The sequence below is a fragment of the Pseudoalteromonas rubra genome, assembly GCF_005887115.1.
Taxonomy (GTDB): domain Bacteria; phylum Pseudomonadota; class Gammaproteobacteria; order Enterobacterales; family Alteromonadaceae; genus Pseudoalteromonas; species Pseudoalteromonas rubra_F.
In genome coordinates this window covers 1-22,287 of the sequence record NZ_PNCJ01000036.1, presented here as the reverse complement: position 1 = coordinate 22,287, position 22,287 = coordinate 1, and the positions used below count along the sequence as shown (strand labels likewise).

The window sequence follows — 22,287 nt, the reverse complement described above, 5'->3', positions numbered from 1 at the left end:
AGCACAGACGCATGATAAGTTAGTCATAACATGTTAACGGGTATTTATTTGTGCGCCTGCTATAATTGCAATCGGGACCGAAAAAAACCGGTCTAGGTTGAGCCGAAGAATCACAGTAATAGGTAATTGCACTTTGTTTAAGGAAATTGAAGACCTGAGCGAGAGTCTGGTGTTGATTGTTGAAGATTCAATGCTGACGCAAAAAGTCATCTCGTGCTTTTTAGAGGGGATTTGTTCGGTACATATGGTGACATCTGGCGAAAAGGCGATTGAATTTTGCCGTGCTACACCGCCAGACCTGATCCTGATGGACTGGGTATTGGAAGGTATGTCTGGAGTCGAGGCCTGCAAACAGCTACAGGAAATGGAAGGACTGTCTGATATTCCCATTATTTTTGTGACCTCCAATATCAGTGAGCAACAACAGGACTTGTGCTGGGATGCCGGCGCGGTTGACTTCATTCCTAAACCCATCGTAGCCAAGACTCTGATTAACAGGGTTAAAACTCATTTAAAATACAAACAGCAGGCTGATACGCTCAAGCGCTATTCGTATTACGATGGCCTGACAAAAGTATTCAACCGGCGCTTTTTTGATATGGAAGGAGCGCGCCAGTTCAAACAGAGCGTTCGTCAGCAACACACCTGCTCTGTGGTGATGCTGGATATCGATCACTTTAAGAAGTTTAATGATCGATATGGCCACCTTAACGGGGATGATGCCCTCAAAGCCGTTGCCAGTGCGATTGATGGCCAGATACGCAGACCAATGGATGGGGTATATCGCTACGGTGGTGAGGAGTTTGCCATCTTACTACCAGACACAGAGCCTGACGGCGCGAAACAGCTTGCCGATCAATTTGTTGATGCCGTCAAAGCGCTGGACATTGTCCATGAAGATTCGGAGTTTGGGGTGGTTACTATCAGTGCGGGTGTTGCGAGTAATAATCGGGGTGAACACTATCAGGATTTGGCGCAGCTGATTGCTGCGGCGGATCAAGCGCTCTACAACGCAAAACACCAGGGTCGAAATCAGGCCTGTGTGGCAGAAAAAAAGGGCGCTTAGGCCCTTTTCAATTGACTGCTAGTACTACGGCTTAACCCGCCATGTTGTAAAGCAGTGCAGAGACAGCTAAGAGGCCGACTATCAGGATAAAATAGGTGCCAAGATGATGGCGGTATTTTTGTAGTGTCGGTACCTTAAAAATGGCAATGGTTGGCATGATAAAGAGGATCATGGCAATAATGGGTCCTGAGATGGCACCCATCATATCCAGAATACTGGGGTTCATTACCGCACATACCCAAATGGCGATAAACATCAGGCCCACACCCAGTTTATCTATCAAACCCACAGATAAAGATGACTGCTTGCTCAGCAGGCCGTTAAAGCTCTCGCGTGCTCCCAGAAAGTGACCAAGGAAGGATGAGGTAATGGCAATAAAGGCGACCAGTGGACCCAGCATGGCAATAAACGGATTGTCATACACATTGGCAAGATAAGATAAAACAGACACGTTGGCTTCTTTGGCTTCGCGCATTTGCTCGGGGCTCAGTGACAATACACACGAAAAGACAAAGAGCAGCACGAAGACAATCAGCATAAGCGAGGTATTGCGCAAAATGGCTTCGGCTTTGTGTGTGGCACTGTGTGCATAATGACGGCGCTGGGCATTGGCGAAGCTTGAAATGGCCGCAGCATGGCTGAATGAAAAGACAATAATTGGCACAGACAACCACAGCGTTTCACTCAGGGTGGCGATGTCCGGCGTTGCCACAACGGGGGCTTGCCAGTGTGGGATCAGATACAGTGACAGCATGAGCAGGATGGCAACCAGCGGGTAGACCAGTAACGCAAATGCGCGTAATAACAGCTTTTCCCCGCCCAGCATAATGGCAATCATGCCCGCAACCAGCAAGCCGGAGAGTAACACTCTGGGAGGCGATGCCATCTCCAGCTGATTTACTATGAAGCTGTCTACGGTGTTGGTCAGACCAACACCGTAAATCAACAGAATCGGGAAGATTGAAAAGAAGTACAGCAGTGAGATTAAGCGGCCAGATGCTGCGCCAAAATGCTCTTCAACGACGTCGGTAAAATCACTATCTTTATGCCTGGAAGACAGAACAAACCGTGCAAGTCCCCGGTGAGCCAGATAGGTCATGGGAAAGGCCAGTATTGCCATGATCATTAGTGGCCAGAACCCACCGATACCTATATTGATAGGCAGAAATAAAATACCGGCGCCGACAGCGGTACCAAACAGGCTCAGAACCCAGTTGGTGTCATGTTGTGTCCAGCGACCCCGACTGCTTTGGCTTTCCCCATCAGCGAGTGCTGCTGCAGAGAGCCCTTCTGGGGTATTACTCATACTTGTTGTCCTATGATTAGAATTATATGCGCGCGGATGATATAAAAAATACGGCAGATATGCATGTTTTCATCGGTACTCAGCCTGTATGTGAGCAAATACTCAGCAAGACCGGTTAAATACTGGCCATATGGCCTGGGGTAACGACAGATACCATCACGACATTTGACTTTGTAACTTTAAAAGGTACGATTGGGGTCGGAAAATAAGCTAGTATCATAATACAGAACATAGTATTTTAGTCTCTATATCATGCCCAGTTGTCAAATACCGTCATGCGTCGTGCAGTTAATCTGATTGGGCTAGCAAGGTAAATCACGCTATGGAAATAATTAATCTTGATCCGCATCACCCGGAAGTGTCGCAGTTACTGAGAGACATAGATGCGTTGATGAATACATTGTACCCACCAAGCAGTAACCAGCTGATCCCTGCGGATGAGCTAGCTGCGCCGGATGTCTATTTTGTTGGGGCCAGAACAGAACAAGCGCTGATGGGTTGTGGGGCATTGGTGCCAAAAACCGATGAGGCTGGTGAACTGGCGTGTTATGGGGAACTCAAACGGGTGTATGTGCAGCCGCCATATCGAGGTTTAGGTGTGTCCAAACAGATTATGCAGTCACTCATTGGGTATGCCAGACAGTGTGGATTCAAAATACTCAGGCTTGAAACTGGGATCAGGCAAACTGAAGCCATAGGACTTTATACGTCATTGGGCTTTATTCAATGTGAGGCGTTTGGCAGTTATGAGCCCGATCCGTTGAGCGTATATATGGAATTGCATCTTTCATAAGTGCGCATTTCTTTGCGGGCGTTGAGTCACATTTTTGCTATACTCCCGCGACGAATTTTTTGAGCTTTACACAATTATGTCCTTTGAATCTCTCGCCATAGCGCCGACCCTTTTAGACGGGCTTGCGGTGCTCGACTTTATCGAGCCGACGCCTATTCAGGCAAAAAGTATTCCCTTAGTTTTGGCAGGTCACGACTTGCTGGCATGTGCACAAACGGGTACCGGTAAAACCGCGGCGTTTATGTTGCCCATAATGACACAACTGATCAATAAGCCGGCCTCAGGTATCCGTGCTCTGGTTCTGGCTCCAACTCGTGAACTTGCCCAGCAGGTGGCGCAGCATGCCACTTCTTATGCGGCTCATAGTGACTTGGTAACTGTTTGTCTGCATGGTGGAGCCAACATTGGGCCTCAAGAAAAAGCACTGAAAGAGGGTGCTGATATTGTGGTTGCCACACCCGGACGGCTGTTGGATCATTTGATCAAAGGCACATTAACGCTATCAGCGATAGAGTATCTGGTATTCGACGAAGCGGATCGAATGCTTGATATGGGATTTATGGGTGAAATACGTCGTATTATGCGCAAGATGCCATCTGAGCGGCAAACTTTACTGTTTTCAGCGACGGTTGATGAAGCCATTTTTAATCAGGTCAAAGACTGGCTGAAAGAACCCAAACGAATAGGCATAGAAGCTCAGAACCAAACCGCAGCTAAGGTCGAGCAAATCTTCTATGCGGTGGATGAAGAACGCAAACGTGAGCTGATCGCCCATCTGATTGGCAAGCAAAACTGGCATCAGGTGCTCATTTTTACACGCACCAAAAAGCAAGCTGATGACTACGCGAAAGAGTTAAATAAGGATGGCCTGAAGACGCAGTCTATCCACGGCGACAAGTCTCAGGGGGCCAGAAACAAAGCGCTTGCACAATTTAAAGACGGCGAAATTAGAGTACTGGTTGCAACCGATGTGGCGGCGCGTGGTATTGATATTCAGCAACTGAATTACGTTATCAATGCGGAGCTTCCTTATGTAGCTGAAGACTATGTACACCGTATAGGTCGTACTGGCAGGGCAGGAGAAGCGGGCACAGCGATTTCATTGGTCAGCATTGATGAGCAATGGTTACTGGAAGAGATTGAAGTGCTGCTGGATGAGCGCCTCACGCCCCAGTGGTTAAGCGGTTATGAACCTGATCTGACCCGTGAGCCTAAAAATGAGCGACAAAACTCAGCCAAATCTCGCCGTCAACGTGATAAAAAGCGCGTACTGGGTCAGCGTGGTAAGCGTCGGCGTTAATTATAACGATAACGTATACGGAACTCTTATAAAGGTAAGGTAATGACACAAGCGCAGTGGCATATTCATCAGGGGAGCATTGAAGATATGCTGGTGGTTGAGCAGCAGATCCCTGAGTTTTCAACCCCCAAGACTCGGGAGGACATCCTTCAGAGGCTGGCTGGGCGCAAATATCTGGCGTTAATCGCCAGCTGTGATGGTCAACCGGTTGCCTATAAACTCGGTTATGAGCAGGCTGCGCAACAGTTTTATAGCTGGCTTGGGGCTGTGATACCTGCTTGTCGTGGCAAGGGAGTGGCACGCGCACTATTGCTTGAGCAGGAGCACTGGTGCCGTGAACAGGGCTTCAGTTACATTGAAGTTAAGACGATGAACCGTTTTAAAACCATGATACAGATGCTGGTAAGCCATGACTATCATATAGCGGAGCTGACTCATCCAGCAACGCCGACAGACACATTGTTGGATGTTCAGATCCGATTTCGTAAGGCGCTTTAACGCACACGTGCATCAAAGTATTGATTGAGCCCTAACGCTGAAAAGATAATCGCACTACCCAGTCCCAAAGAGATCAGATCCGCAGTGCGATTCCAGATCAGGATATTTACCAGGATCCCCGCTGGGATCAGTACATTGTTCATTACCGCCAGCGCCCCGACGGATACCAAAGTGACCCCTTTGTTCCAGACAAAATAGCCCAGTGCAGATGCAATAACGCCCAGGTAAATCAGGATCCCCCACTGCTGTGGAGTTGCAGGCAGCCGGTTCAGGTCGCCAAACAAAGCAAAACTCAGCAAAGATACAAGTAACGCGCCAAGGAAGAAAAAACCAAAACTTTGATGGTGCACCAGCGTGTGTTGCTCAGCAAGGCGCTTGTAAAGGACCTGACCCAGTGCAAAACACAGGTTGGCGCCCTGAACGATGATAAAGCCCAGCCAGAAGTCAGGGTTAGGCGTTGTGAGGCGGATCACGACAGCGCCAAGTGTGGCCAGCAGTGCAACCATTAGGTAGCGGGCATTGAAACGCCTTGCAAACAAATCATTGAGCAAAGTGATGTACACCGGCGTCATAACGGTAAATAAAAGTACTTCGGGCACGGACAGGAATAAAAAAGCATGGTAATAAAACCCATACATAGCACCTATCTGGATAGCGCCTATTGCCATTAATCTGAACACGACGGGGCGGGCAGTTTGCTGCCAGCGAATAAACGGCAAGAAAACCAGAGTCGCCAGTGCAATACGACTTAGTGCCGCAAACCACAAGTCAACAGAGCCTGCCAGATAGACGCCGATCAGGCTGAATGAAAATGCCCACACCAGGGTGATAAAAATCAAGTGATACATATACAGGTACGTTATTCAGTGTAGCAAGATGTGCGGGATCATACCGCAGCAGGAGTTGATTAATCTAATGAAAACAGCGAATAACAGAAACTACGTGACTGTTGGTCGGCCGCTTTAAGCAACTTTGATTAAGTTCGGTGCAACTTGTTTGAGCAAGTACAGGTTGAATCATCGAAAATAGCGAATTTAAAGCGCGTTATAATATGATTTTATTTTATAAGCACCAGGCTACAATGATCTTGTTTTCACATTTATCCCTTCATGATTACCCATGATGTGTATTAGGCCGCTTTATGCGGCCTTTTTTTTGTCCGCATTTTCTGCTCTCTGCTGCGCTGTACCTGAAACCCTAAAATAGTTTTTATGCTGCAGAGGCCCCATTATTTTCTTCCAGCAGGAAAAGGTGCACCTACAGTTCCGTTAAAAATAATACGGCTTCGTTGCTTAAGGCGCTGTCATTGCAGCAACCTTGTTGAGTGAGCAAGGATCAGCAAGACAAATAAAATCAATCGAAAATTACGAACTGACAGAACGTAATAATATGATTTTATTTTATAACGGGCGAGCTACAATGAGCTTGTTTTCACATTTATCCCTTCATGATTACCCATGATGTGTGTTAAGGCCGCTTTATGTGGCCTTTTTTTTTGCTTGTCTATTCTGTTCAGCTGCGCCTAACCTGCCTACCCTTAAGATGACACTTTTCAACAGACAGTGCTTTTATTGTCTGTACCAACTGTAAAAGGAAAAAGGTATGCGTACAATTCCATTGCTGATGTCGGTTGTTTTATCTGTGTTACTGAGTGCCTGTGCGTCCATGGGACCGGGCGACGCCGCACAAAAGCGTGCCGAAATCCAGAAAATGAAACGAGAAACCCTGGCAAAACTGTATAGCAAAAAACCAGATGTTCGCGCCCAGCTGAGCAATGCGCAGGGGTATGCGGTGTTTTCCAATGCGAATCTGAACATCATTTTTGTCGCAGCCGGTACAGGCTATGGCGTGGTGGAGGATAATATCGCGGGCAAGTCAATCTACATGAATATGGCCGAAGGGGGACTCGGGCTTGGCCTGGGCGCCAAAGATTATCGTATTGTGATGGTGTTTCACACTAAAGCGGCTATGAAACAGTTCGTCGAGTCGGGCTGGACATTTGGCGGTAACGCAGATGCGGCGGCAAGAGCTGCTGATAAAGGGGCGTCCATTGAAGGTGAAGTGTATTATGGGGATGTCACTGTTTATACGTTTACCGAAAGTGGTTTGGCATTGCAGGCGACCATCAAAGGCACTAAATTCTGGAAAGATAAAGAACTGAACTGATTGGTTTACGCTCAGCTGGCTTATCAGGTCGGCTGACAAATTTGCTTACCAATTGTCACAATTGTACTGGTTTTAACTCGCCGCTCTGACGTTACACTGATAGCAGATTAAAAACCAAGGAAGCCATATGATCTTAGTACTTGGCGCAAGTGGCGCGACAGGTAAGCTGGTTGTAGAGCAGTTGCTGTCGGCGCAGGAGTCAGTCAGAGTGCTGGTACGAAAATGCAGTATTCAACTGGCAGGGTTGAAAGCTAACCCTCAACTGGATGTCAGAGTCGGTGATATCGCTGAGCTCAGTACAAATGAGCTCAATGCCTTGGTATCAGGCGTACAGGTGGTCATTTGTTGTCTGGGACATAGAGCTACGTTTCAGGGCATTTATGGCCCGCCGCGTCGCTTGGTACGTGATGCTGTGCGTAATGTGTGTAAGGCAATCGATAAGAATCAAGCCCTCACTCAGGTAAAATTCATCTTGATGAACAGCACCGGATGTCGCAATGAGCTGCTGAATGAACGCCCATCTTTGGCACATCGAGCGACAGTCGCCTTACTCAGGATATGTTTGCCACCTCATCCGGACAACGAAGCGGCCGCACGGACCCTGCGGGCGTTTCCAACCGTCGGATCAGGCATTGACTGGGTGGTCGTTCGCCCAGATTCACTGATTGATGAGCCTGAGGTGAGTGCCTACGACGTTCACCCATCCCCAATAAGAGATGCCATTTTTAACGCCGGGCAAACCAGTCGTATTAATGTTGCCCACTTCATGTGTCAGTTGGCACTGGACTCAGGTTTATGGCTGCAATGGCAGGGTCAATCTCCCGTACTCTACAACCAACGCCAGCCTTAGTATTCAATTGTGGTTTTATAATCGTACCGAAAACCGATTGAAATGGAGTCGAAATCATCACCATTAACAAACGACTTGTTAAGGTATTCCAGATGCACCCTGAGTACCTTGATTGGGCTCCATTCCAGGGTGACGTTAAACCCATCAAAGCTGCCAGCCGCGGGGTCTGAATCCTGAAAACCATCATCAAAATCAAAGTATCCTGCTTTCAACTTGTAAGTCTTGGCCAACTGATAAGCAAATGATAAATCGAAAGTATGGCCACTGCGATCGGCGCCTGGTGCGTGCCTATCATAGTTTTTATCCTGATAGGCAACCGCTGCGTAGAAGCGAGGTGTAAACTGATAAGCCAGTGAGGTTGCCCAGAGATTATTGTCTCCAAGCTGAATATCATCTGCATAGACATCATTCTGCTGATAAGTGATTGCTGCATGCAAATCGTTGGCATCATAACTCAGGCCCACATTGACCAAGTCGTCAGAGTTGCTGCCGGACTCACCATTAAACTGTGCAACAGCAACAAAAGTAAAGGGGCCGGGAGTGAGCCGATAACTAACAAGGTTGTCGACAAAGAACAAGCTCTCAGGATCATAGGCAAAAGGACTGTTAGCATGGTTGAAGATATCAACGTATTCGGCGATGAATAAATACTGCGCGGGTCTTTGCTTGCCGATACCAAAACGGCCTATGGGTGTGTTCAAGGCTGTATAGGCTCGCCGAGAGCGACCAAAATTGCCTTCATTTGCAACATCAATACTCCATTCGCCATGCAACTCCGCACTCCAGTCTTCGTCGAATTCGTGCGTTACTTTGAGTCCAGCGTGAGACAGTGCATCGCGTACGTCCCAATTATCCTCGCCATTAGTTTCAAGGCGGCCGTAAGTCGGGCGCATAGTGGCATAGACGTCTAGTTTACGCTTTTCTTCCTGAGCTGTTTCCTTGGATGTATGAGCAGGCTTTTGTTTGTCCGCTGCCGGTTGTGACGTTTTGGCTGCTGGCTCAGATACGTGCGTGGCTGCAGTAGGTGGGTGCTGTTTCTCAAAGCGTGCTTTTAATGCCCGCAGCTGCGCTTCCAGAGCTTCGATGTCTGCCATTGTGACAGGACGCTCCGAGTTTGCATGGCTGTTGGACAATGGGATACACAGCGCTACCAGAATAGCTTTAGCTACAGAAGAGATCGCGATTTTCATAGCAAATTACCAAATTCGTTGCGTTAGTTGCGATAAATCGAATTATAGACAACACTTTGGAAAAGGGTGATTTTAATTGGCCTAAATTATATGAAAATCCGCAGCAAATTCTCTTTGGCATCGGCGCTTCTTATTTTTGTGATCATCTTAGTGATCAGCACAACCACGTACTGGTTGGTCAATACTTCTATGAACAAAAAAACCACGGCTTATGTGAGTGATTCTGCACAGTTGCTAGCACTGGGTATTGATAACTGGCTGGCCGAAAAAGCCGCTTTGATTCGATTACTGCGAAGTCAGATTGAAGCTGATTTCAGTCCGGATCAATTTCAAAAGGGGCTTGAATCACCCTATTTTAAAGAGGCATTTTTGCTGGCGTTTGGTACTTTAAGTAACGAGCCCATTTTAAGGTCGAACAATCCTAACCGGCAAAATCCGCCGGATGTCGACTTTCGGGAGCGGGGCTGGTACAAACTGGCCAGAGACAAAGGCAAGACGGTGTTTACCAGCCCGTATACGGATGCCGCGACGGGTGAGTTATTGCTCTCAGTGGTGGCACCTATCAATTCGGGTGGCCAGTTTCGCGGTGCTATTGGCGGCGATCTCAGTCTGGATACCATTGCCAAAAGTGTTAACGCAGTGAACTTTGATGGTACAGGTTATGCCTTTTTGGTAGACAGCAAAGGAACCATCGTCTCTCACCAAAATGCCAAGCTCAATGGCAAGCCACTTAGTGCTTTGTCTCCTCAATTACATAAATCAGCAGAGCAAACCCTATTGGAAGTGACAGTAAAAGGGGAGGCGAAGCTACTTTACTTTTATCCTTTGTCTCAGCAATACGGCACAGACTGGTATCTGGCGGTCTTACTCGATAAAGCGCTGGTGTTTCGTGACTTGAGAGAGTTGTCTATGAGCACTCTGATGCTGGCAATTGTGGCGATCCTACTCGGTGCATTTCTGAGCCGTGCATTGGCAATTCAGCTACTTAGACCATTGAAAGACCTCAATGATGCGATCACCAACATTGCGTCGGGTAGCGGCGATCTGACGCAGCGTGTACGCATAAAGCACCAGGATGAATGCGGTAAGGTGGCGCAGGAATTTAACCAGTTTCTGGGGTCGTTACACAGCTTGGTAACTGACGTGAAACAGCGAGCTGATATGGTGGTTGCCAGTTGTGATGAGGCCCGTACTTTGGCGAATCAGTCTAGCTCTCAACTCACTGAGCAAGTACAGCTAATCGAGGGGCTGGCAACGGCAATGCACGAAATGAGCACCACCTCCAGTGAGATAGCTGGCAGCGCGCAAAATGCGGCAACATCTATTACTTCCGTTAATGAAAAAGCGGCACAGGGTCAGCAAGTATTCCAGAAAACCCGCGGAGAAATTAGCGCGTTAGCAGATGAAATTAACACGTCACACGAAATGAGTACGCAACTGGCAGAATATAGCCAAAGTATTGAAAACATCCTGTCTGTCATCAACGGTATTGCAGAACAAACAAACCTGTTGGCCTTGAATGCCGCTATAGAAGCTGCCAGGGCGGGTGAGCAAGGGCGAGGCTTTGCCGTGGTTGCTGATGAAGTACGTTCACTGGCGACCAAGACGCAAGAATCGACTACCGAAATTAAGTCCATGATAGAGCAGATACAAGCCTCGTCGATTCAGGTCCAAAGTGCGATGGGCAGCAGTCGCGATAAAACTTTGCTTTGTGTGGAGCAAACGGAGCAGGCCACGGGCATGCTTAATGAAATATCCGAAGCCGTCAAAGACATCATGGACCGCAATATTCAAATTGCAACTGCTATAGAAGAGCAAAGTGTGGTGATTGAGGAAATTAACAAAAATACCTCTAATATCAATGATATTAGCGTGGAAGTAGGCAGCTTTGCTATCCGCCAGTACGAGTCGAGTAAAGTATTGGCACAACATGCCCATGAACAAGAAGGGCTGCTATCGAAATTCACGCTTTAGCTTGGCTGCGGCAAGTTGTACACTTGTCGCATAGTTAATTAAACAAATGAGCCAACTTTGGACAACAAGAAAAACATATGGGTGGATGCAGATGCGTGTCCTGTGGTGATCCGCGAGATTTTATTCCGTGCCGCAGCCAGAACCCAGATGCCTGTCACATTCGTTGCTAATCAGTATATTAAAACACCGCCGTCTCCTCACATTCACAAGCTACAGGTCAGCAGTGGCTTTGATGTTGCAGACAACGAAATTGTGCGCCGCATGAACGCGGGTGATTTAGTGATCACCAGTGACATTCCACTGGCGGCAGAGGCCATTGAAAAAGGCGGACTAGCACTGAGCACGCGCGGTGAAGAGTATACCCGGGAAAACATTCGCTCCCGGCTGAATATTCGCGATTTTATGGACACTATGCGCAGCAGCGGTATGGTCAGCGGCGGCCCACCTCCGCTGGGGCAGGCTGAAAAACAGCAATTTGCCAACAGTCTTGACCGCTGGCTGCAACAAAACAAAGCCTAGTTCCTGACACCGGCTTACATCGAGCCGGTGTCGTCTGACCATTATGCCATATCGGCATGCATCACTTTGGCCCAGACCTCAACAAAGTCTTGTACAAACTTCTCGCGGTTATCGTCTTGTGCATAAAACTCGGCATAGCCGCGTAATACTGAGTTAGAGCCGAATACCAGATCAACACGGGTTGCCGTCCACGCCACTTCGCCGCTCTGACGGTCAATCAATTGATAAGTGTGTTCATCCTTCGGCTGCCACTGGTATTGCATGTCGGTCAGCGTAATAAAAAAGTCGTTGCTTAACACTTCAGGCTGATCTGTAAATACACCATGTTGCGTGTCACCATGATTGGTGTTGAGTACACGCATGCCACCCAGCAGTGCCGTCATCTGCGGGGCTGTGAGTCCCAGTAACTGTGCTTTGTCCAGCATGAGCTCCTCCGGGCTCACCTGATAGGGTGCTTTTAACCAGTTACGAAACGCATCATGCAACGGCTCCAGGACGGCAAACGCCTCGACATCCGTCATCTCATCGGTGGCGTCGCCCCGTCCGGGTGTAAACGGTACCTGAATATCAAACCCTGCCGCTTGTGCGGCCTGCTCAACCGCAAGGTTGCCAGCCAGCACCAGCGTGTCTGCCAGACTGGCATTGTGTTGCTGCGCGATAGGAGTGAGGACAGCCAACACTTTGTTCAGACGTGAAGGTTCATTGCCGGGCCAGTCCTTTTGCGGCGCAAGGCGAATACGCGCACCGTTGGCACCGCCACGCCGGTCTGAGCCGCGAAATGTTCGCGCGCTATCCCAGGCCGTCGCAACGCGCTCTGCAATACTCAGGTTGCAGGCCGCGATGGCTTGCCTGAGCGCCTGGAGATCGTAGCTGGTATTACCGGCCGGAACCGGATCTTGCCAGAGACTGGTTTCCTTTGGCACATCTGGTCCTATATAACGCGACACGGGACCCATGTCACGGTGAGTGAGTTTGAACCAGGCCTTTGCAAACACCTTTGAGAAATAGTCCGGATCATCGTAAAAACGCTGAGCAATTTTACGATAGACGGGATCAATTTTCATCGCCATATCGGCGTCTGTCATAATTGGGCTATGGCGCTTTTGAGGGTCGGCGACATCCGGATATTTGTCTTCTTCTTTCACATTAATGGGTTGCCACTGCCAGGCACCTGCCGGGCTTTTTTTGAGTTCCCAGTCATAGTTAAGCAACAAATGAAAGTAGCCGTTATCCCAGCGAGTCGGCTGGCTTGTCCAGGCACCTTCCAGTCCACTTGTCACGGCATGTTTACCAGTGGCGCCGTCTTTGAGCCAGCCAAACCCCTGGGCTTCCAGATCGGCTGCTTCGGGCTCTGGGCCAAGTGCCTGTGCATCGCCATTACCATGACATTTGCCTACCGTATGTCCACCTGCGGTCAGTGCAACGGTCTCTTCGTCGTTCATGGCCATACGGGCAAATGTAATGCGCACATCTTCGGCCGTTTTTTGTGGATCCGGCTGTCCGTCGACTCCCTCTGGGTTGACATATATAAGACCCATCATCACGGCGGCAAGAGGATTATGCAGCTCCCGCTCACTGTGATAGCGGCTGTTGTCGCTGTCGCTGGTGGCCAGCCATTCAGATTCAGGGCCCCAGTAAATGTCTTTCTCCGGATGCCAAATGTCTTCGCGCCCAAATGCAAACCCGTAAGTTGCCAAGCCCATAGATTCATACGCTATGGTCCCAGCATAGGCGATTAGGTCGGCCCAGCTCAGTCGGTTCCCATATTTTCGTTTAATCGGCCAAAGCAGGCGGCGAGCCTTATCCAGGTTAGTATTATCAGGCCAGGAGTTGAGTGGCGCAAATCTGAGGTTCCCTGTACTGGCACCGCCACGGCCATCGGCAATTCGATACGTCCCTGCTGCATGCCAGGTCATGCGGATCATCAATCCACCATAATGCCCCCAGTCTGCCGGCCACCAAGCTTGACTGTTGGTCATCAGTGCATACAGATCTTGTTTAAGCGCGTCAAAATCGAGTTTTTTGACGGCTTCGCGATAGCAAAAATTCTTATCCATTGGGTCAGTTTTGCTGTCGTGTTGGTGCAGTATGTCGAGGTTCAGCGTCTTGGGCCACCATTTTGGCTGTGCCAATTGATCTGTTGTGGGGCTGTTATGTAGTATCGGACAGGTGCCAGAGCGGTCGTTTACTTGCATTGCTGTGTCTCCTTTCAAGTCACGGCGTGTTGGACTGCGCTGATTAAATACGGCTGTTATCAGGCGACGGGCTATAGATTATAGTCAAAACATGATTAGGTTGAGTAAATTTCATACGCAAGTTCGGGCAGTTAAGATCACAAAGCCTGATCCCATCCATGCAATTACTCAAGTTCGCCAGCACGCCAAACAGGAGAGAATATGATAAAAAAAATGACACAAAGCGATTTTCAACAATTCTGGCCAACTTTCAAGGCGGTGATTGAACAGCAGGAAACTTATGCTTTTGATCCTGATATGTCGCAGCAAGCAGCTTATGCGCTTTGGTGCGAAAAAGTAGACTGTGCTTATGTTATGGTTGAAGAAGGTGAGATACTGGGAAGCTACTATTTGAAACCCAATGCGATGGGTCCGAGTAATCATATTTGTAACTGTGGTTATATGGTTGCGACCCAGGCAAGAGGTAAAGGGGTTGCCAGGGCTTTGTGTGAGCACTCGCAAAATGAAGCAAAAGCACGGGGCTACCTGGCTATGCAGTTTAACTCTGTGGTTGCCAGTAATCAGGTAGCGGTACAGTTGTGGCAGCGCCTGGGGTTTAAAATAATTGGCACAATACCAAAGGCTTACCGCCATCCTGACCTGGGTTTCATTGATAGCCATATCATGTATAAATGGCTCGACTAAAAATAATAATGTTATTTCATATCAATATGATAGGGTAACAAGAGGCATTGACATCGCCTCCTGGCCAGCCTATATTGCTGGCAACTTAATAAACCGTGAGAAGGTAAGTTGCGTTTACTACAGGGTCTGCTCAGCATAATTATGATGTTACTGATTGGCGTGCAATCGGTGACTACTGCTGTCGATCCCGGCAACTTTCATCAACCTGATCAGGAACACCTGCAAACTAAACACGTTCATGATGACGCCTATTCTGCTTCAGACAGGCTTATTTTTGATGAGCAGGGACATGTGATCTCCGATTGTCACCATTGTGGCCATTGTAGTGGCAGCCATACTATCTGGATGTCAGCCAGGCTTGCTATGGTGTCCGGTCTCATCAATTCCGACCCTGCCTTTTTACCCGGTGACACTCAGGTTCGCCGACGAATTGAATCTCAGTTTAGACCTCCCATCGCATAACTCTGTTTCTCTCTGATCGTATTCAGATCAGCCTTATTTTTTGTCGTTTGACGGATTGCTTCCGTGTGCCTGTTGCTATGTGACAACGGGGCGGTGCAATGAGTCAGTCTCACTTTTGCCTGAAACAGACAGGCTGTGGCTTGCAGGCAGTTTCAGGTGCGTGACAAGCCACGAGTTAAGAGGTTTAGATAACCATGAACAAACGTATTTTTAGCTATGCAGCTGGATTACTATTGATATCACTGAGGGTCAATGCTGGATTAAGCGCCGATCCGGACCACAACCATGCCGAACAACACCGGCCTGCCGGCACTGCTGATGCTGCGCAGCCTCATGCACAAAGTGTGATGCTTAATCAGGCCCAGCAGACAAAGATCAACCTTAAGCTGGAGACAGTCCAGCCAGCGTATGAACACATTCCACTTTATGCGCCGGGTGAACTCAAAGCCAATAGCTATACCAGCTATGTCGTTACGCCACGCATTGATTCCGTGATTGAGCGCCGTCATGCCGTATTGGGCCAGATAGTCAAACAGGGCGACAAACTGGTTACCTTATTTAGTCAGGATATGGCGCAGGCGCAGGCTGACTACCTGATAGCAGCCAGTGAGTGGCAGCGGGTAGCGCGTTTGACCAGTGCGAGTCTGAGCGAAAGCCAGCAGGTTGTCGCGAAGGCCCAGTTTAAGGCCGCACAGGGCACGCTACTGGCGATGGGGATGAGCCTGTCTGATATCAGCCGGTTACAAGAGACTGAGGTTCACTCGTTGGGTATCTATACCTTGTCCGCACAGCGTAGCGGGATTGTCCTGGCGGATAACTTTGAGCAGGGCCAACGCTTTGAGCCGGGCGAGGCCATCATGCAGCTCGCCGATGAATCCACTTTATGGGTTGAAGTCAGGTTAGCTGCCACACAGCAGGACCCGATCAATACCCGTACGCGTGTTGAGATTGAACACGGTCTTCGCCGCTATCCTGCAAAGGTGATCCAGCAGGGTCACACACTGGATCCACTCACGCGTACTCGAATTGTTCGTCTGCAAGTAGACAATCCGGACGATACGTTACATGCCGGGATGTTTGTCAGTGCGTATTTTATGTTTAACACAGCCAGCCCGGTTATTGCTGTGCCTGAGTCGGCCCTAGTGCGCGGTACAACGGGCGAGTGGCTAGTGTTTGTGGAACATGACGCAGGTGAGTTTGTCGCCACACCGGTTGTTCGCCGTGAGATGATTGGGGACAGGGTGATAATTGAATCTGCGTCGCCCTCGCGTGTGATTGAGACGGGCGCCCGAGTGGTTTTTGAGGGGGCATTCTTTGTTGCCTCCGAATTAGCAAAGAGTGGCTTTGACACACATAACCACTGAGGCTGCAAAAGATGTTAGACAAGATGATAAAAGGTGCAATTACACACCGTGCTCTGGTGCTATTTTTGGCAATCATTATTCTGACTGGGGCGCTTTGGCAAATACCTCGGTTAAATCTGGATGCTTTTCCGGATGTAACCAATGTTCAGGTAACCGTAAACACTGAAGCGCCAGGGTTAGCGGCACAGGAAGTTGAGCAGTTGATCACTTACCCTATTGAAGCCGTAATGTATGCGCTGCCGGATGTTGAGCAGGTACGTTCAGTGTCGAAGACCGGATTGTCCGGGGTGACAGTTGTCTTTAAAGAGGGGACTGATATTTACTTTGCCAGGCAGTTGGTGTTTGAGCGGTTACAGGCTGCCCGTTCACTGATCCCGAGTTCTGTGGGAACACCGGATATGGGTCCTAATACCTCTGGGTTGGGTCAGGTTTATCAATATCTGCTGGTAGCAGAACCTGGTTCAGACTTTGATGAAATGGCGCTGCGAGGAATCAACGATTGGGTGGTGAAACTCTTACTGATGCCGGTAGACGGAGTGACTGATGTACTGTCGTTCGGTGGGCAGGTTAAACAATATCAGGTGGAACTGGATCCTGCGCGCTTGTTGGCTTACGAGCTAACTCAAGCCCAAGTGCAGCAAGCCCTGATGGACAATAACCACAATGTGGGCGGTTGGTATCTTGAACGAGGTCAGGAGCAACTAGTGATCCGCGGGATTGGCTGGCTCGCAAGTGGTGAGTCTGGCTTGGCACAAATTCGTCAGGTGCCCGTTAAGACAGACAATGGAGCTGTGGTTCGAGTGAGTGACGTTGCACTCGTCAAATTGGGTGGCGAGATCCGTCAGGGAGCGGTGACCATGACTCAGCGAGATCAAACAGGCAAGCAACAACCCCTGGGTGAGGTAGTGAGTGGTATTGTGCTTAAACGTATGGGGGCCAATACCAAAGCGACAATTGATGGGATCAATAAAAAAGTGGCGCAGATCAGTCGAGCGCTGCCGCCAGGCGTGAAATTTGTACCTTTTTACGATCAGAGTATGTTGATCGAAAAGGCTGTTAGCACAGTCACTCAGGCACTTTTGCTGGCGTTTGTGTTTATTGCCGTGGTGTTAGTGTTGTTTCTCCTTAATCTGCGTGCAGCACTATTGGTTATACTCTCGGTGCCTGCAGCAATTATTCTGGCTCTGGGGCTAATGTCTGTGATGGGAATGTCGGCAAATTTGATGTCACTAGGTGGGCTGGCGGTGGCCATCGGTATGCTGGTTGATGGCTCAGTAGTTATGGTCGAACGTGTTTTACAAAGGCAGTCCCAACAGTCGATATTGTCAGGCAGTAGCGACAGACCGTTTCATGAACTGGTGATCCTGGCAGCAAAGGATGTGGCCAGGCCCATCTTTTTTGCTTCCACGATTATCCTGCTGGTGTTTTTGCCCTTGTTTTCCTTCGAGGGCGTTGAAGCCAAGTTGTTCGTACCCATGGCTATTAGCATTATGTTGGCTATGGTATCCGCTGTTGTCATTGCGTTGCTGGTGGTGCCGCCTTTGGCCTGTTATTTTCTGAAAAGCCGCAAATCGACGCGACGTAATGTAGTGTTAGCAAAAGTGGAAGGGCATTATCGACAATTACTGATACAAGCACATCGACACGGTAAAGCACTACTTACGGCTATTTCTGCTCTGTTTGTTTTTGCGGTATATACACTGGCGCAAATTGGTACTGAGTTTGTCCCGGAACTGGAAGAAGGGACCTTGAATTTACGTGTAACGCTAGCACCGTCGGCCAGTCTGGACACGGCTTTGTCCGTTGCGCCTAAACTGGAGCAAACGTTATTGGAATTTGAAGAAGTCACTTATGCATTGAGCCGCATTGGTCGTCCAGAGGTCGGAGGTGATCCTGAGCCAGTCAACAACATCGAGATCTACATTGGACTCAAGCCTGTTGAACAATGGAAAAATGCGCATACACGGACCGATTTGCAGGAAAAAATGGCAGAGGCACTCGCCGTTCATCCTGGTTTGTTGTTTAACTTCTCTCAGCCGATAGCAACTCGCGTTGATGAACTGCTATCAGGCGTTAAAGCGCAGCTTGCCATTAAACTACTCGGTCCGGATTTAAGTGTGTTGATGGAAAAAGGAGAGGAGCTTGAGCATTTGGTCAAAGGCATAATGGGCACTACGGATGTTGCATTGGAGCAGCTAAATGGAGAGGCTCAATTGGTCATCACACCAAACAGGCAAGCTTTATCACGCTTTGGACTGTCTGTCAGCGATGTAATGGCGTTGGTCAGCAGCGGTTTAGGGGGCAATACGGCGGGACAAATAGTAAATGGGAATGAAAGATATGATATTTACGTCAGGCTGGCTGAGTCTGCCAGGCGCAATCCTGCAGCAATTGGATCTCTGAGACTTCTGGCTCCTTCTGGGGCCTGGGTCAGTCTAAAAGAAGTGGCAAATATTGAGTTTGTATATGGACCAGTACAGATCCGCCGTGATGACGTTCAGCGCAGAATCGTTGTGCAGGCAAACGTATCTGGTCGGGATATGGGCAGCGTTGTAACAGACATCAAATCTGAAATTGATAGCGCGATATCACTTCCTCCTGGTTACACTATTGAGTTTGGCGGACAGTTTGAAAGCCAACAACGTGCCCAAAAGAGATTGGCGCTCGTTATTCCTTGTGCTCTGTTGCTGATGACCCTGTTGCTGTTCGTGACATTTAATTCAGCAGGTCAGGCAGCTCTGGTTATGTTGAGCATTCCCTTGGGCATTATCGGTGGTGTCTTTTCTTTATATTTGTCCGGACAATACTTATCCGTGCCGGCATCTGTCGGGTTTATTACCTTGTTTGGTGTCGCAGTATTAAACGCGGTGGTACTCGTGGAGAGCATCAATCGACGCATTGCAGCAGGAGAGGACACATTCTCTGCTATACAAGAAGGTGCCGTCTCCCGGCTGCGCCCGGTATTGATGACTGCGCTCACCTCTGCATTAGGGTTAATGCCGATTCTATTGTCTACGGGTGTAGGCTCAGAAGTTCAGAAGCCCCTAGCCAGTGTGATTATTGGTGGCTTGCTTACTTCAACCTTACTTACTTTGTTTGTATTGCCCGTGCTATTTGAAAGGTTCAGCGCCAAAAGTGTCGTGAGAGAGGGTGACTAACTGAGGCTGTAACGCTCAGAAAGCCGATACAGAGGATCGGCTTTCCTTATGCTGTTCTAGCTTGATGCTTTTTTGTTGATCAAATAAACAGCAAATAAAGCACACGCTCCCCCCACCGCAACTCCTGCACTGAGTCGCTCACCAAAGTACCAGGCAGACAGTCCCATAGCAGTGACAGGGACCACGAAAACAAAAGAACTTGAGCGGTTGGGGCCGAGCTTTTGCGTTGCCAGAAAGAAAACACTGGTGGCAATGCTCACTACAACAATCGACAAAAAGAGTAAGTGGTGCCAGTAATACGCCGGATACTTTGCAGCACTGCTAAAAGGATCATGTTGATAAGCGAATGTATAACTCAGTAGTGAAGCCCAAAAATACATCAATGTACTGAATGTGATGAAATCAGCGTAGCGGGTACCTCGTTGGCTGATGAGAGTCAAAAAGGCCCAAGTCAGTGATGCGAGTATAAAGTACAGGTTGCCTGCTGCGAGTATCTGGTCAAGATCGAAATGCCACACTTCAATCATTAGTAGTCCACCACTCAGACCCAGAGCTAGCCCAACTCCCTGGCGCCGGTTGATGGCTTGCCCTAATAAAATGGCACTCAAAATAAAAGTAAACACAGGATTCGAGGTGGTTACCAGCATACCGCCCTTACCTGGTAACCCGTCGGCCAGGCCAAGAAAAAACAACTGATTGTAAAAAGCAAGTAAAATACCAGCTGGCAGTGACCAAGCTAAAGCATGTGTGGTGAATCTCAGGCTTAGTAGCTTGAATTTTTGCATAGCCCACATGATAGGCAACATACTGATGGCTGCCAGAAACAGCCGGTAGAATACAGTGACCTGAGCGGGAGCGACCTCAGCAATAATCTTTCCTGAAATCCAGCTCATCCCCCAAAATAGCATGGCTGAGACCAGTGCAAATACAATCGGTGAATCATTGGGTTGGTCGTTGCATGTTGTGGTCGACATGGCAGTCCTTTGAGGTTTAATCGTTTTGTGAAGGCGTTAGAGTAGCAAATATTGACAAAAGTGAGGAGAGCATAGCGTGATTATTTAATCTACCTATCTGAAATCAAGAGTTTTAATTATTCAAGCTGTGAGATCAGAAAACCTTAAGTTGTGAACCTGAGCTAAACCTTTAATTTTGGTGGCGCGGAAGCCGTGTCTGGTTACCGATATGACAACAGTTTTGAGAAGGAGCCATCGATGGCGATATATATTCAACTTATTCTTGCTTGCTTTGTTTTGGTGTCGGGGTACAGCTATGCAGCACCAGATGTTGAAAAGAAAGCGATAGAGACCGCCGCAAAGAGCTATTTGATTTCACAGATTGAAGTTCGGCCTGAATTGATGAAAAAAGTGGCAGATGATGAGCTGGTAAAGCGAACTTACTGGGAGGATCCGCAAGGTAAGGAATTCGTCATGGATATGAACAAACAAGGACTGATTAAACTAGCTGCAGAGTACAACCTCTCGGGTACTCGCTTTGTAGCGCGACCAAAAGTTGAGCTAAGAATTTTAGACGTCGATAAACGGGTAGCGACGGTGAAACTGATCACTGATGAGTGGATCGACTACATGCATTTATATAAAACTGCGTCTGGCGAATGGCAGATCCTAAATGTGTTGTGGCAGTTTCATCAGATACAAAAGCATAAGAGTGACAGGTAATGTTTGAGAAGCAAGACTGTAATGGCCCGTAATTGCTTTTATCTGTCAGAAATCTATAGTTTGCACATAGATTATTCAGTCAGAGAATGCCACTGTGATTACAAATATTGCTGTTACTTACGAGAACAAAACATCCAAGCCAATTTTTGCATTTCTATGTCAAAAAGGAGACATTAAAGCACTTACCTTGACACAGATTTTTCCAGGCTCTTGTTACAAACTATCTGCCGAGCTCGATGATTTACAAGATTTGGAAGTGGGGTTTGGCGACTCTTGGTCTAATCCAAAGTTAGTAATGCCTTTGAGTGCGTCTGCAGGACATAGCGAATTCCACGTTTGCCTGGACGACAATAACATGATGGAAGTTGAGAATACTGGTACATCAGTAAAAAAGCACAAGCGATATTTTTATGACGCGGTTTGCATCTAGATAAATAGGTTTTTTATATGGCAATTTGGGTAATAACTTATAGTGTCTATATTTGGCGTTCTTTAAGTTGATACAGGTTATTACTTCGAGGTTAAAATATAGTGACCATAATAAAAAAGGTTTCCAAGTACAGCTGGAAACCTTTTTTATTTGGATGAAACTTGGTCTTTTTGTCTATTGTTTGTGCGAATGAGTCGGGTTGAGTATTTTTCTTCAAAAAAGGGGTTGCGCTGGGTTTCGATTTCCCTATAATGCGCATCCACCGACACGGGGCACAACGCTGAAAAGCAACGAGCGAGTGAAGGGAAAGACAAACAGAAAGCTTAATTAAGAAAATTAAATTTTCTGGTTGACTTTAAAAGTGAAGCGGTTAATATTTCGCTCCACTTCGCAGCGAGGCTGCGGTAACTAACCAAGGTTAGTTACACTCCGGTAACCGGATTATGTTCTTTAAAAATATGAAGCAATCATCTGTGTGGGCACTCGTACAGATTGAGTTCTAACAGCGAAACTACTTAGGTAGTGACGCACAAAAAATTAGAGTCTCAACTGAACTGAGTGACTAACATAGTCAATTCGTTTTGATTTTACTTTTTTGAAAAGTAGAAACAGACAAAATCAGAATTCATTGAGCGCGAATCTTCGGATTCAAAAAA

At 48.0% G+C, this 22,287-nt stretch carries 19 protein-coding genes; 14 read left to right on the top strand and 5 right to left on the bottom strand.

The genetic code is table 11. From position 1 onward, the window contains the following. The first annotated feature begins 133 nt into the window (after nucleotides 1–133). On the top strand, nucleotides 134–1,066 hold the full coding sequence (locus CWB98_RS19380; protein ID WP_138546338.1) for a GGDEF domain-containing response regulator: 933 nt from the start codon (nucleotides 134–136) through the stop codon (nucleotides 1,064–1,066). 31 nt (nucleotides 1,067–1,097) lie between these two features. Here the strand turns inward: CWB98_RS19380 and CWB98_RS19375 are convergent, their stop codons facing one another. Continuing rightward, nucleotides 1,098–2,372 carry an aromatic amino acid transport family protein gene (locus CWB98_RS19375; RefSeq protein ID WP_138546337.1) on the bottom strand — a complete coding sequence of 425 codons (1,275 nt, stop codon included), beginning with the start codon at nucleotides 2,370–2,372 and terminating at the stop codon, nucleotides 1,098–1,100. Nucleotides 2,373–2,694: 322 nt separating this feature from the next. On the opposite strand from CWB98_RS19375, the gene CWB98_RS19370 reads away from it, so the two are divergent. The 3 genes from CWB98_RS19370 to CWB98_RS19360 all read left to right on the top strand — a co-directional run bounded on the left by CWB98_RS19370 (nucleotide 2,695) and on the right by CWB98_RS19360 (nucleotide 4,963). Beyond that, nucleotides 2,695–3,165, top strand: coding sequence for a GNAT family N-acetyltransferase (locus CWB98_RS19370; protein WP_138546336.1), 471 nt, complete (start codon nucleotides 2,695–2,697; stop codon nucleotides 3,163–3,165). Between the two features lie 76 nt (nucleotides 3,166–3,241). After that, a complete protein-coding gene (locus CWB98_RS19365; RefSeq protein ID WP_138546335.1) occupies nucleotides 3,242–4,465 on the top strand; it encodes a DEAD/DEAH box helicase in 1,224 nt (407 codons plus the stop codon). Nucleotides 4,466–4,507: 42 nt separating this feature from the next. Beyond that, nucleotides 4,508–4,963 carry a GNAT family N-acetyltransferase gene (locus CWB98_RS19360; protein WP_138546334.1) on the top strand — a complete coding sequence of 152 codons (456 nt, stop codon included), beginning with the start codon at nucleotides 4,508–4,510 and terminating at the stop codon, nucleotides 4,961–4,963. Here CWB98_RS19360 and CWB98_RS19355 read toward each other — a convergent pair. Then, nucleotides 4,960–5,811 carry a DMT family transporter gene (locus CWB98_RS19355; protein ID WP_138546333.1) on the bottom strand — a complete coding sequence of 284 codons (852 nt, stop codon included), beginning with the start codon at nucleotides 5,809–5,811 and terminating at the stop codon, nucleotides 4,960–4,962. The two genes, CWB98_RS19360 and CWB98_RS19355, sit on opposite strands and share 4 nt — an antisense overlap. Before the next feature lie 754 nt (nucleotides 5,812–6,565). Between CWB98_RS19355 and CWB98_RS19350 the strand changes: the two genes are divergently transcribed. Both CWB98_RS19350 and CWB98_RS19345 read left to right on the top strand, forming a co-directional pair. Then, nucleotides 6,566–7,129 (top strand): YSC84-related protein, encoded by a 564-nt coding sequence (locus CWB98_RS19350; RefSeq protein ID WP_138546332.1) that lies wholly within the window; start codon nucleotides 6,566–6,568, stop codon nucleotides 7,127–7,129. Nucleotides 7,130–7,256: 127 nt separating this feature from the next. Further along, complete coding sequence (locus CWB98_RS19345; RefSeq protein ID WP_138546331.1) at nucleotides 7,257–7,979, top strand: NAD(P)-binding oxidoreductase; 723 nt, start codon at nucleotides 7,257–7,259, stop codon at nucleotides 7,977–7,979. Here CWB98_RS19345 and CWB98_RS19340 read toward each other — a convergent pair. Then, nucleotides 7,976–9,169 carry a porin gene (locus CWB98_RS19340; RefSeq protein ID WP_138546330.1) on the bottom strand — a complete coding sequence of 398 codons (1,194 nt, stop codon included), beginning with the start codon at nucleotides 9,167–9,169 and terminating at the stop codon, nucleotides 7,976–7,978. The genes CWB98_RS19345 and CWB98_RS19340 overlap by 4 nt on opposite strands. A gap of 90 nt (nucleotides 9,170–9,259) precedes the next feature. Between CWB98_RS19340 and CWB98_RS19335 the strand changes: the two genes are divergently transcribed. Both CWB98_RS19335 and CWB98_RS19330 read left to right on the top strand, forming a co-directional pair. Further along, complete coding sequence (locus CWB98_RS19335) at nucleotides 9,260–11,143, top strand: methyl-accepting chemotaxis protein (RefSeq protein ID WP_138546329.1); 1,884 nt, start codon at nucleotides 9,260–9,262, stop codon at nucleotides 11,141–11,143. Nucleotides 11,144–11,200: 57 nt separating this feature from the next. After that, on the top strand, nucleotides 11,201–11,662 hold the full coding sequence (locus CWB98_RS19330) for a YaiI/YqxD family protein (RefSeq protein ID WP_138546328.1): 462 nt from the start codon (nucleotides 11,201–11,203) through the stop codon (nucleotides 11,660–11,662). A gap of 41 nt (nucleotides 11,663–11,703) precedes the next feature. Here the strand turns inward: CWB98_RS19330 and katG are convergent, their stop codons facing one another. Then, nucleotides 11,704–13,857 (bottom strand): catalase/peroxidase HPI, encoded by a 2,154-nt coding sequence (gene katG / locus CWB98_RS19325; protein ID WP_138546327.1) that lies wholly within the window; start codon nucleotides 13,855–13,857, stop codon nucleotides 11,704–11,706. A gap of 201 nt (nucleotides 13,858–14,058) precedes the next feature. On the opposite strand from katG, the gene CWB98_RS19320 reads away from it, so the two are divergent. The 4 genes from CWB98_RS19320 (at nucleotide 14,059) to CWB98_RS19305 (ending at nucleotide 19,525) form a co-directional block, all read left to right on the top strand. Continuing rightward, nucleotides 14,059–14,541 (top strand): GNAT family N-acetyltransferase, encoded by a 483-nt coding sequence (locus CWB98_RS19320; RefSeq protein ID WP_138546326.1) that lies wholly within the window; start codon nucleotides 14,059–14,061, stop codon nucleotides 14,539–14,541. A 141-nt stretch (nucleotides 14,542–14,682) separates the two neighbouring features. Next, complete coding sequence (locus tag CWB98_RS19315) at nucleotides 14,683–15,003, top strand: hypothetical protein (RefSeq protein ID WP_138546325.1); 321 nt, start codon at nucleotides 14,683–14,685, stop codon at nucleotides 15,001–15,003. A gap of 194 nt (nucleotides 15,004–15,197) precedes the next feature. Continuing rightward, nucleotides 15,198–16,367 (top strand): efflux RND transporter periplasmic adaptor subunit, encoded by a 1,170-nt coding sequence (locus CWB98_RS19310; protein WP_138546324.1) that lies wholly within the window; start codon nucleotides 15,198–15,200, stop codon nucleotides 16,365–16,367. Nucleotides 16,368–16,378: 11 nt separating this feature from the next. Beyond that, nucleotides 16,379–19,525 carry an efflux RND transporter permease subunit gene (locus CWB98_RS19305; RefSeq protein WP_138546323.1) on the top strand — a complete coding sequence of 1,049 codons (3,147 nt, stop codon included), beginning with the start codon at nucleotides 16,379–16,381 and terminating at the stop codon, nucleotides 19,523–19,525. A 56-nt stretch (nucleotides 19,526–19,581) separates the two neighbouring features. Here the strand turns inward: CWB98_RS19305 and CWB98_RS19300 are convergent, their stop codons facing one another. Beyond that, entirely contained in the window at nucleotides 19,582–20,499 is a 918-nt protein-coding gene (locus CWB98_RS19300) for a DMT family transporter (RefSeq protein WP_138546322.1), read from the bottom strand. Nucleotides 20,500–20,736: 237 nt separating this feature from the next. Here CWB98_RS19300 and CWB98_RS19295 point away from each other — a divergent pair, with 237 nt between their 5' ends. After that, a complete protein-coding gene (locus CWB98_RS19295) occupies nucleotides 20,737–21,201 on the top strand; it encodes a nuclear transport factor 2 family protein (protein ID WP_138546321.1) in 465 nt (154 codons plus the stop codon). A 94-nt stretch (nucleotides 21,202–21,295) separates the two neighbouring features. Next, a complete protein-coding gene (locus tag CWB98_RS19290; protein ID WP_138546320.1) occupies nucleotides 21,296–21,631 on the top strand; it encodes a hypothetical protein in 336 nt (111 codons plus the stop codon). Nucleotides 21,632–22,287 lie beyond the last annotated feature (656 nt).

Excerpts from the sequence above, each read along its gene's own strand:
- CWB98_RS19300 (WP_138546322.1), bottom strand. The coding sequence starts at position 20,499 with ATGTCGACCACAACATGCAACGACCAACCCAATGATTCACCGATTGTA.
- CWB98_RS19350 (WP_138546332.1), top strand. The coding sequence starts at position 6,566 with ATGCGTACAATTCCATTGCTGATGTCGGTTGTTTTATCTGTGTTACTG.
- CWB98_RS19305 (WP_138546323.1), top strand. The coding sequence starts at position 16,379 with ATGTTAGACAAGATGATAAAAGGTGCAATTACACACCGTGCTCTGGTG.
- CWB98_RS19365 (WP_138546335.1), top strand. The coding sequence starts at position 3,242 with ATGTCCTTTGAATCTCTCGCCATAGCGCCGACCCTTTTAGACGGGCTT.
- CWB98_RS19375 (WP_138546337.1), bottom strand. The coding sequence starts at position 2,372 with ATGAGTAATACCCCAGAAGGGCTCTCTGCAGCAGCACTCGCTGATGGG.
- CWB98_RS19315 (WP_138546325.1), top strand. The coding sequence starts at position 14,683 with ATGATGTTACTGATTGGCGTGCAATCGGTGACTACTGCTGTCGATCCC.
- CWB98_RS19340 (WP_138546330.1), bottom strand. The coding sequence starts at position 9,169 with ATGAAAATCGCGATCTCTTCTGTAGCTAAAGCTATTCTGGTAGCGCTG.
- CWB98_RS19345 (WP_138546331.1), top strand. The coding sequence starts at position 7,257 with ATGATCTTAGTACTTGGCGCAAGTGGCGCGACAGGTAAGCTGGTTGTA.
- CWB98_RS19320 (WP_138546326.1), top strand. The coding sequence starts at position 14,059 with ATGATAAAAAAAATGACACAAAGCGATTTTCAACAATTCTGGCCAACT.
- CWB98_RS19335 (WP_138546329.1), top strand. The coding sequence starts at position 9,260 with ATGAAAATCCGCAGCAAATTCTCTTTGGCATCGGCGCTTCTTATTTTT.
- CWB98_RS19360 (WP_138546334.1), top strand. The coding sequence starts at position 4,508 with ATGACACAAGCGCAGTGGCATATTCATCAGGGGAGCATTGAAGATATG.
- CWB98_RS19355 (WP_138546333.1), bottom strand. The coding sequence starts at position 5,811 with ATGTATCACTTGATTTTTATCACCCTGGTGTGGGCATTTTCATTCAGC.
- CWB98_RS19295 (WP_138546321.1), top strand. The coding sequence starts at position 20,737 with ATGGCGATATATATTCAACTTATTCTTGCTTGCTTTGTTTTGGTGTCG.
- CWB98_RS19370 (WP_138546336.1), top strand. The coding sequence starts at position 2,695 with ATGGAAATAATTAATCTTGATCCGCATCACCCGGAAGTGTCGCAGTTA.
- CWB98_RS19310 (WP_138546324.1), top strand. The coding sequence starts at position 15,198 with ATGAACAAACGTATTTTTAGCTATGCAGCTGGATTACTATTGATATCA.
- katG (WP_138546327.1), bottom strand. The coding sequence starts at position 13,857 with ATGCAAGTAAACGACCGCTCTGGCACCTGTCCGATACTACATAACAGC.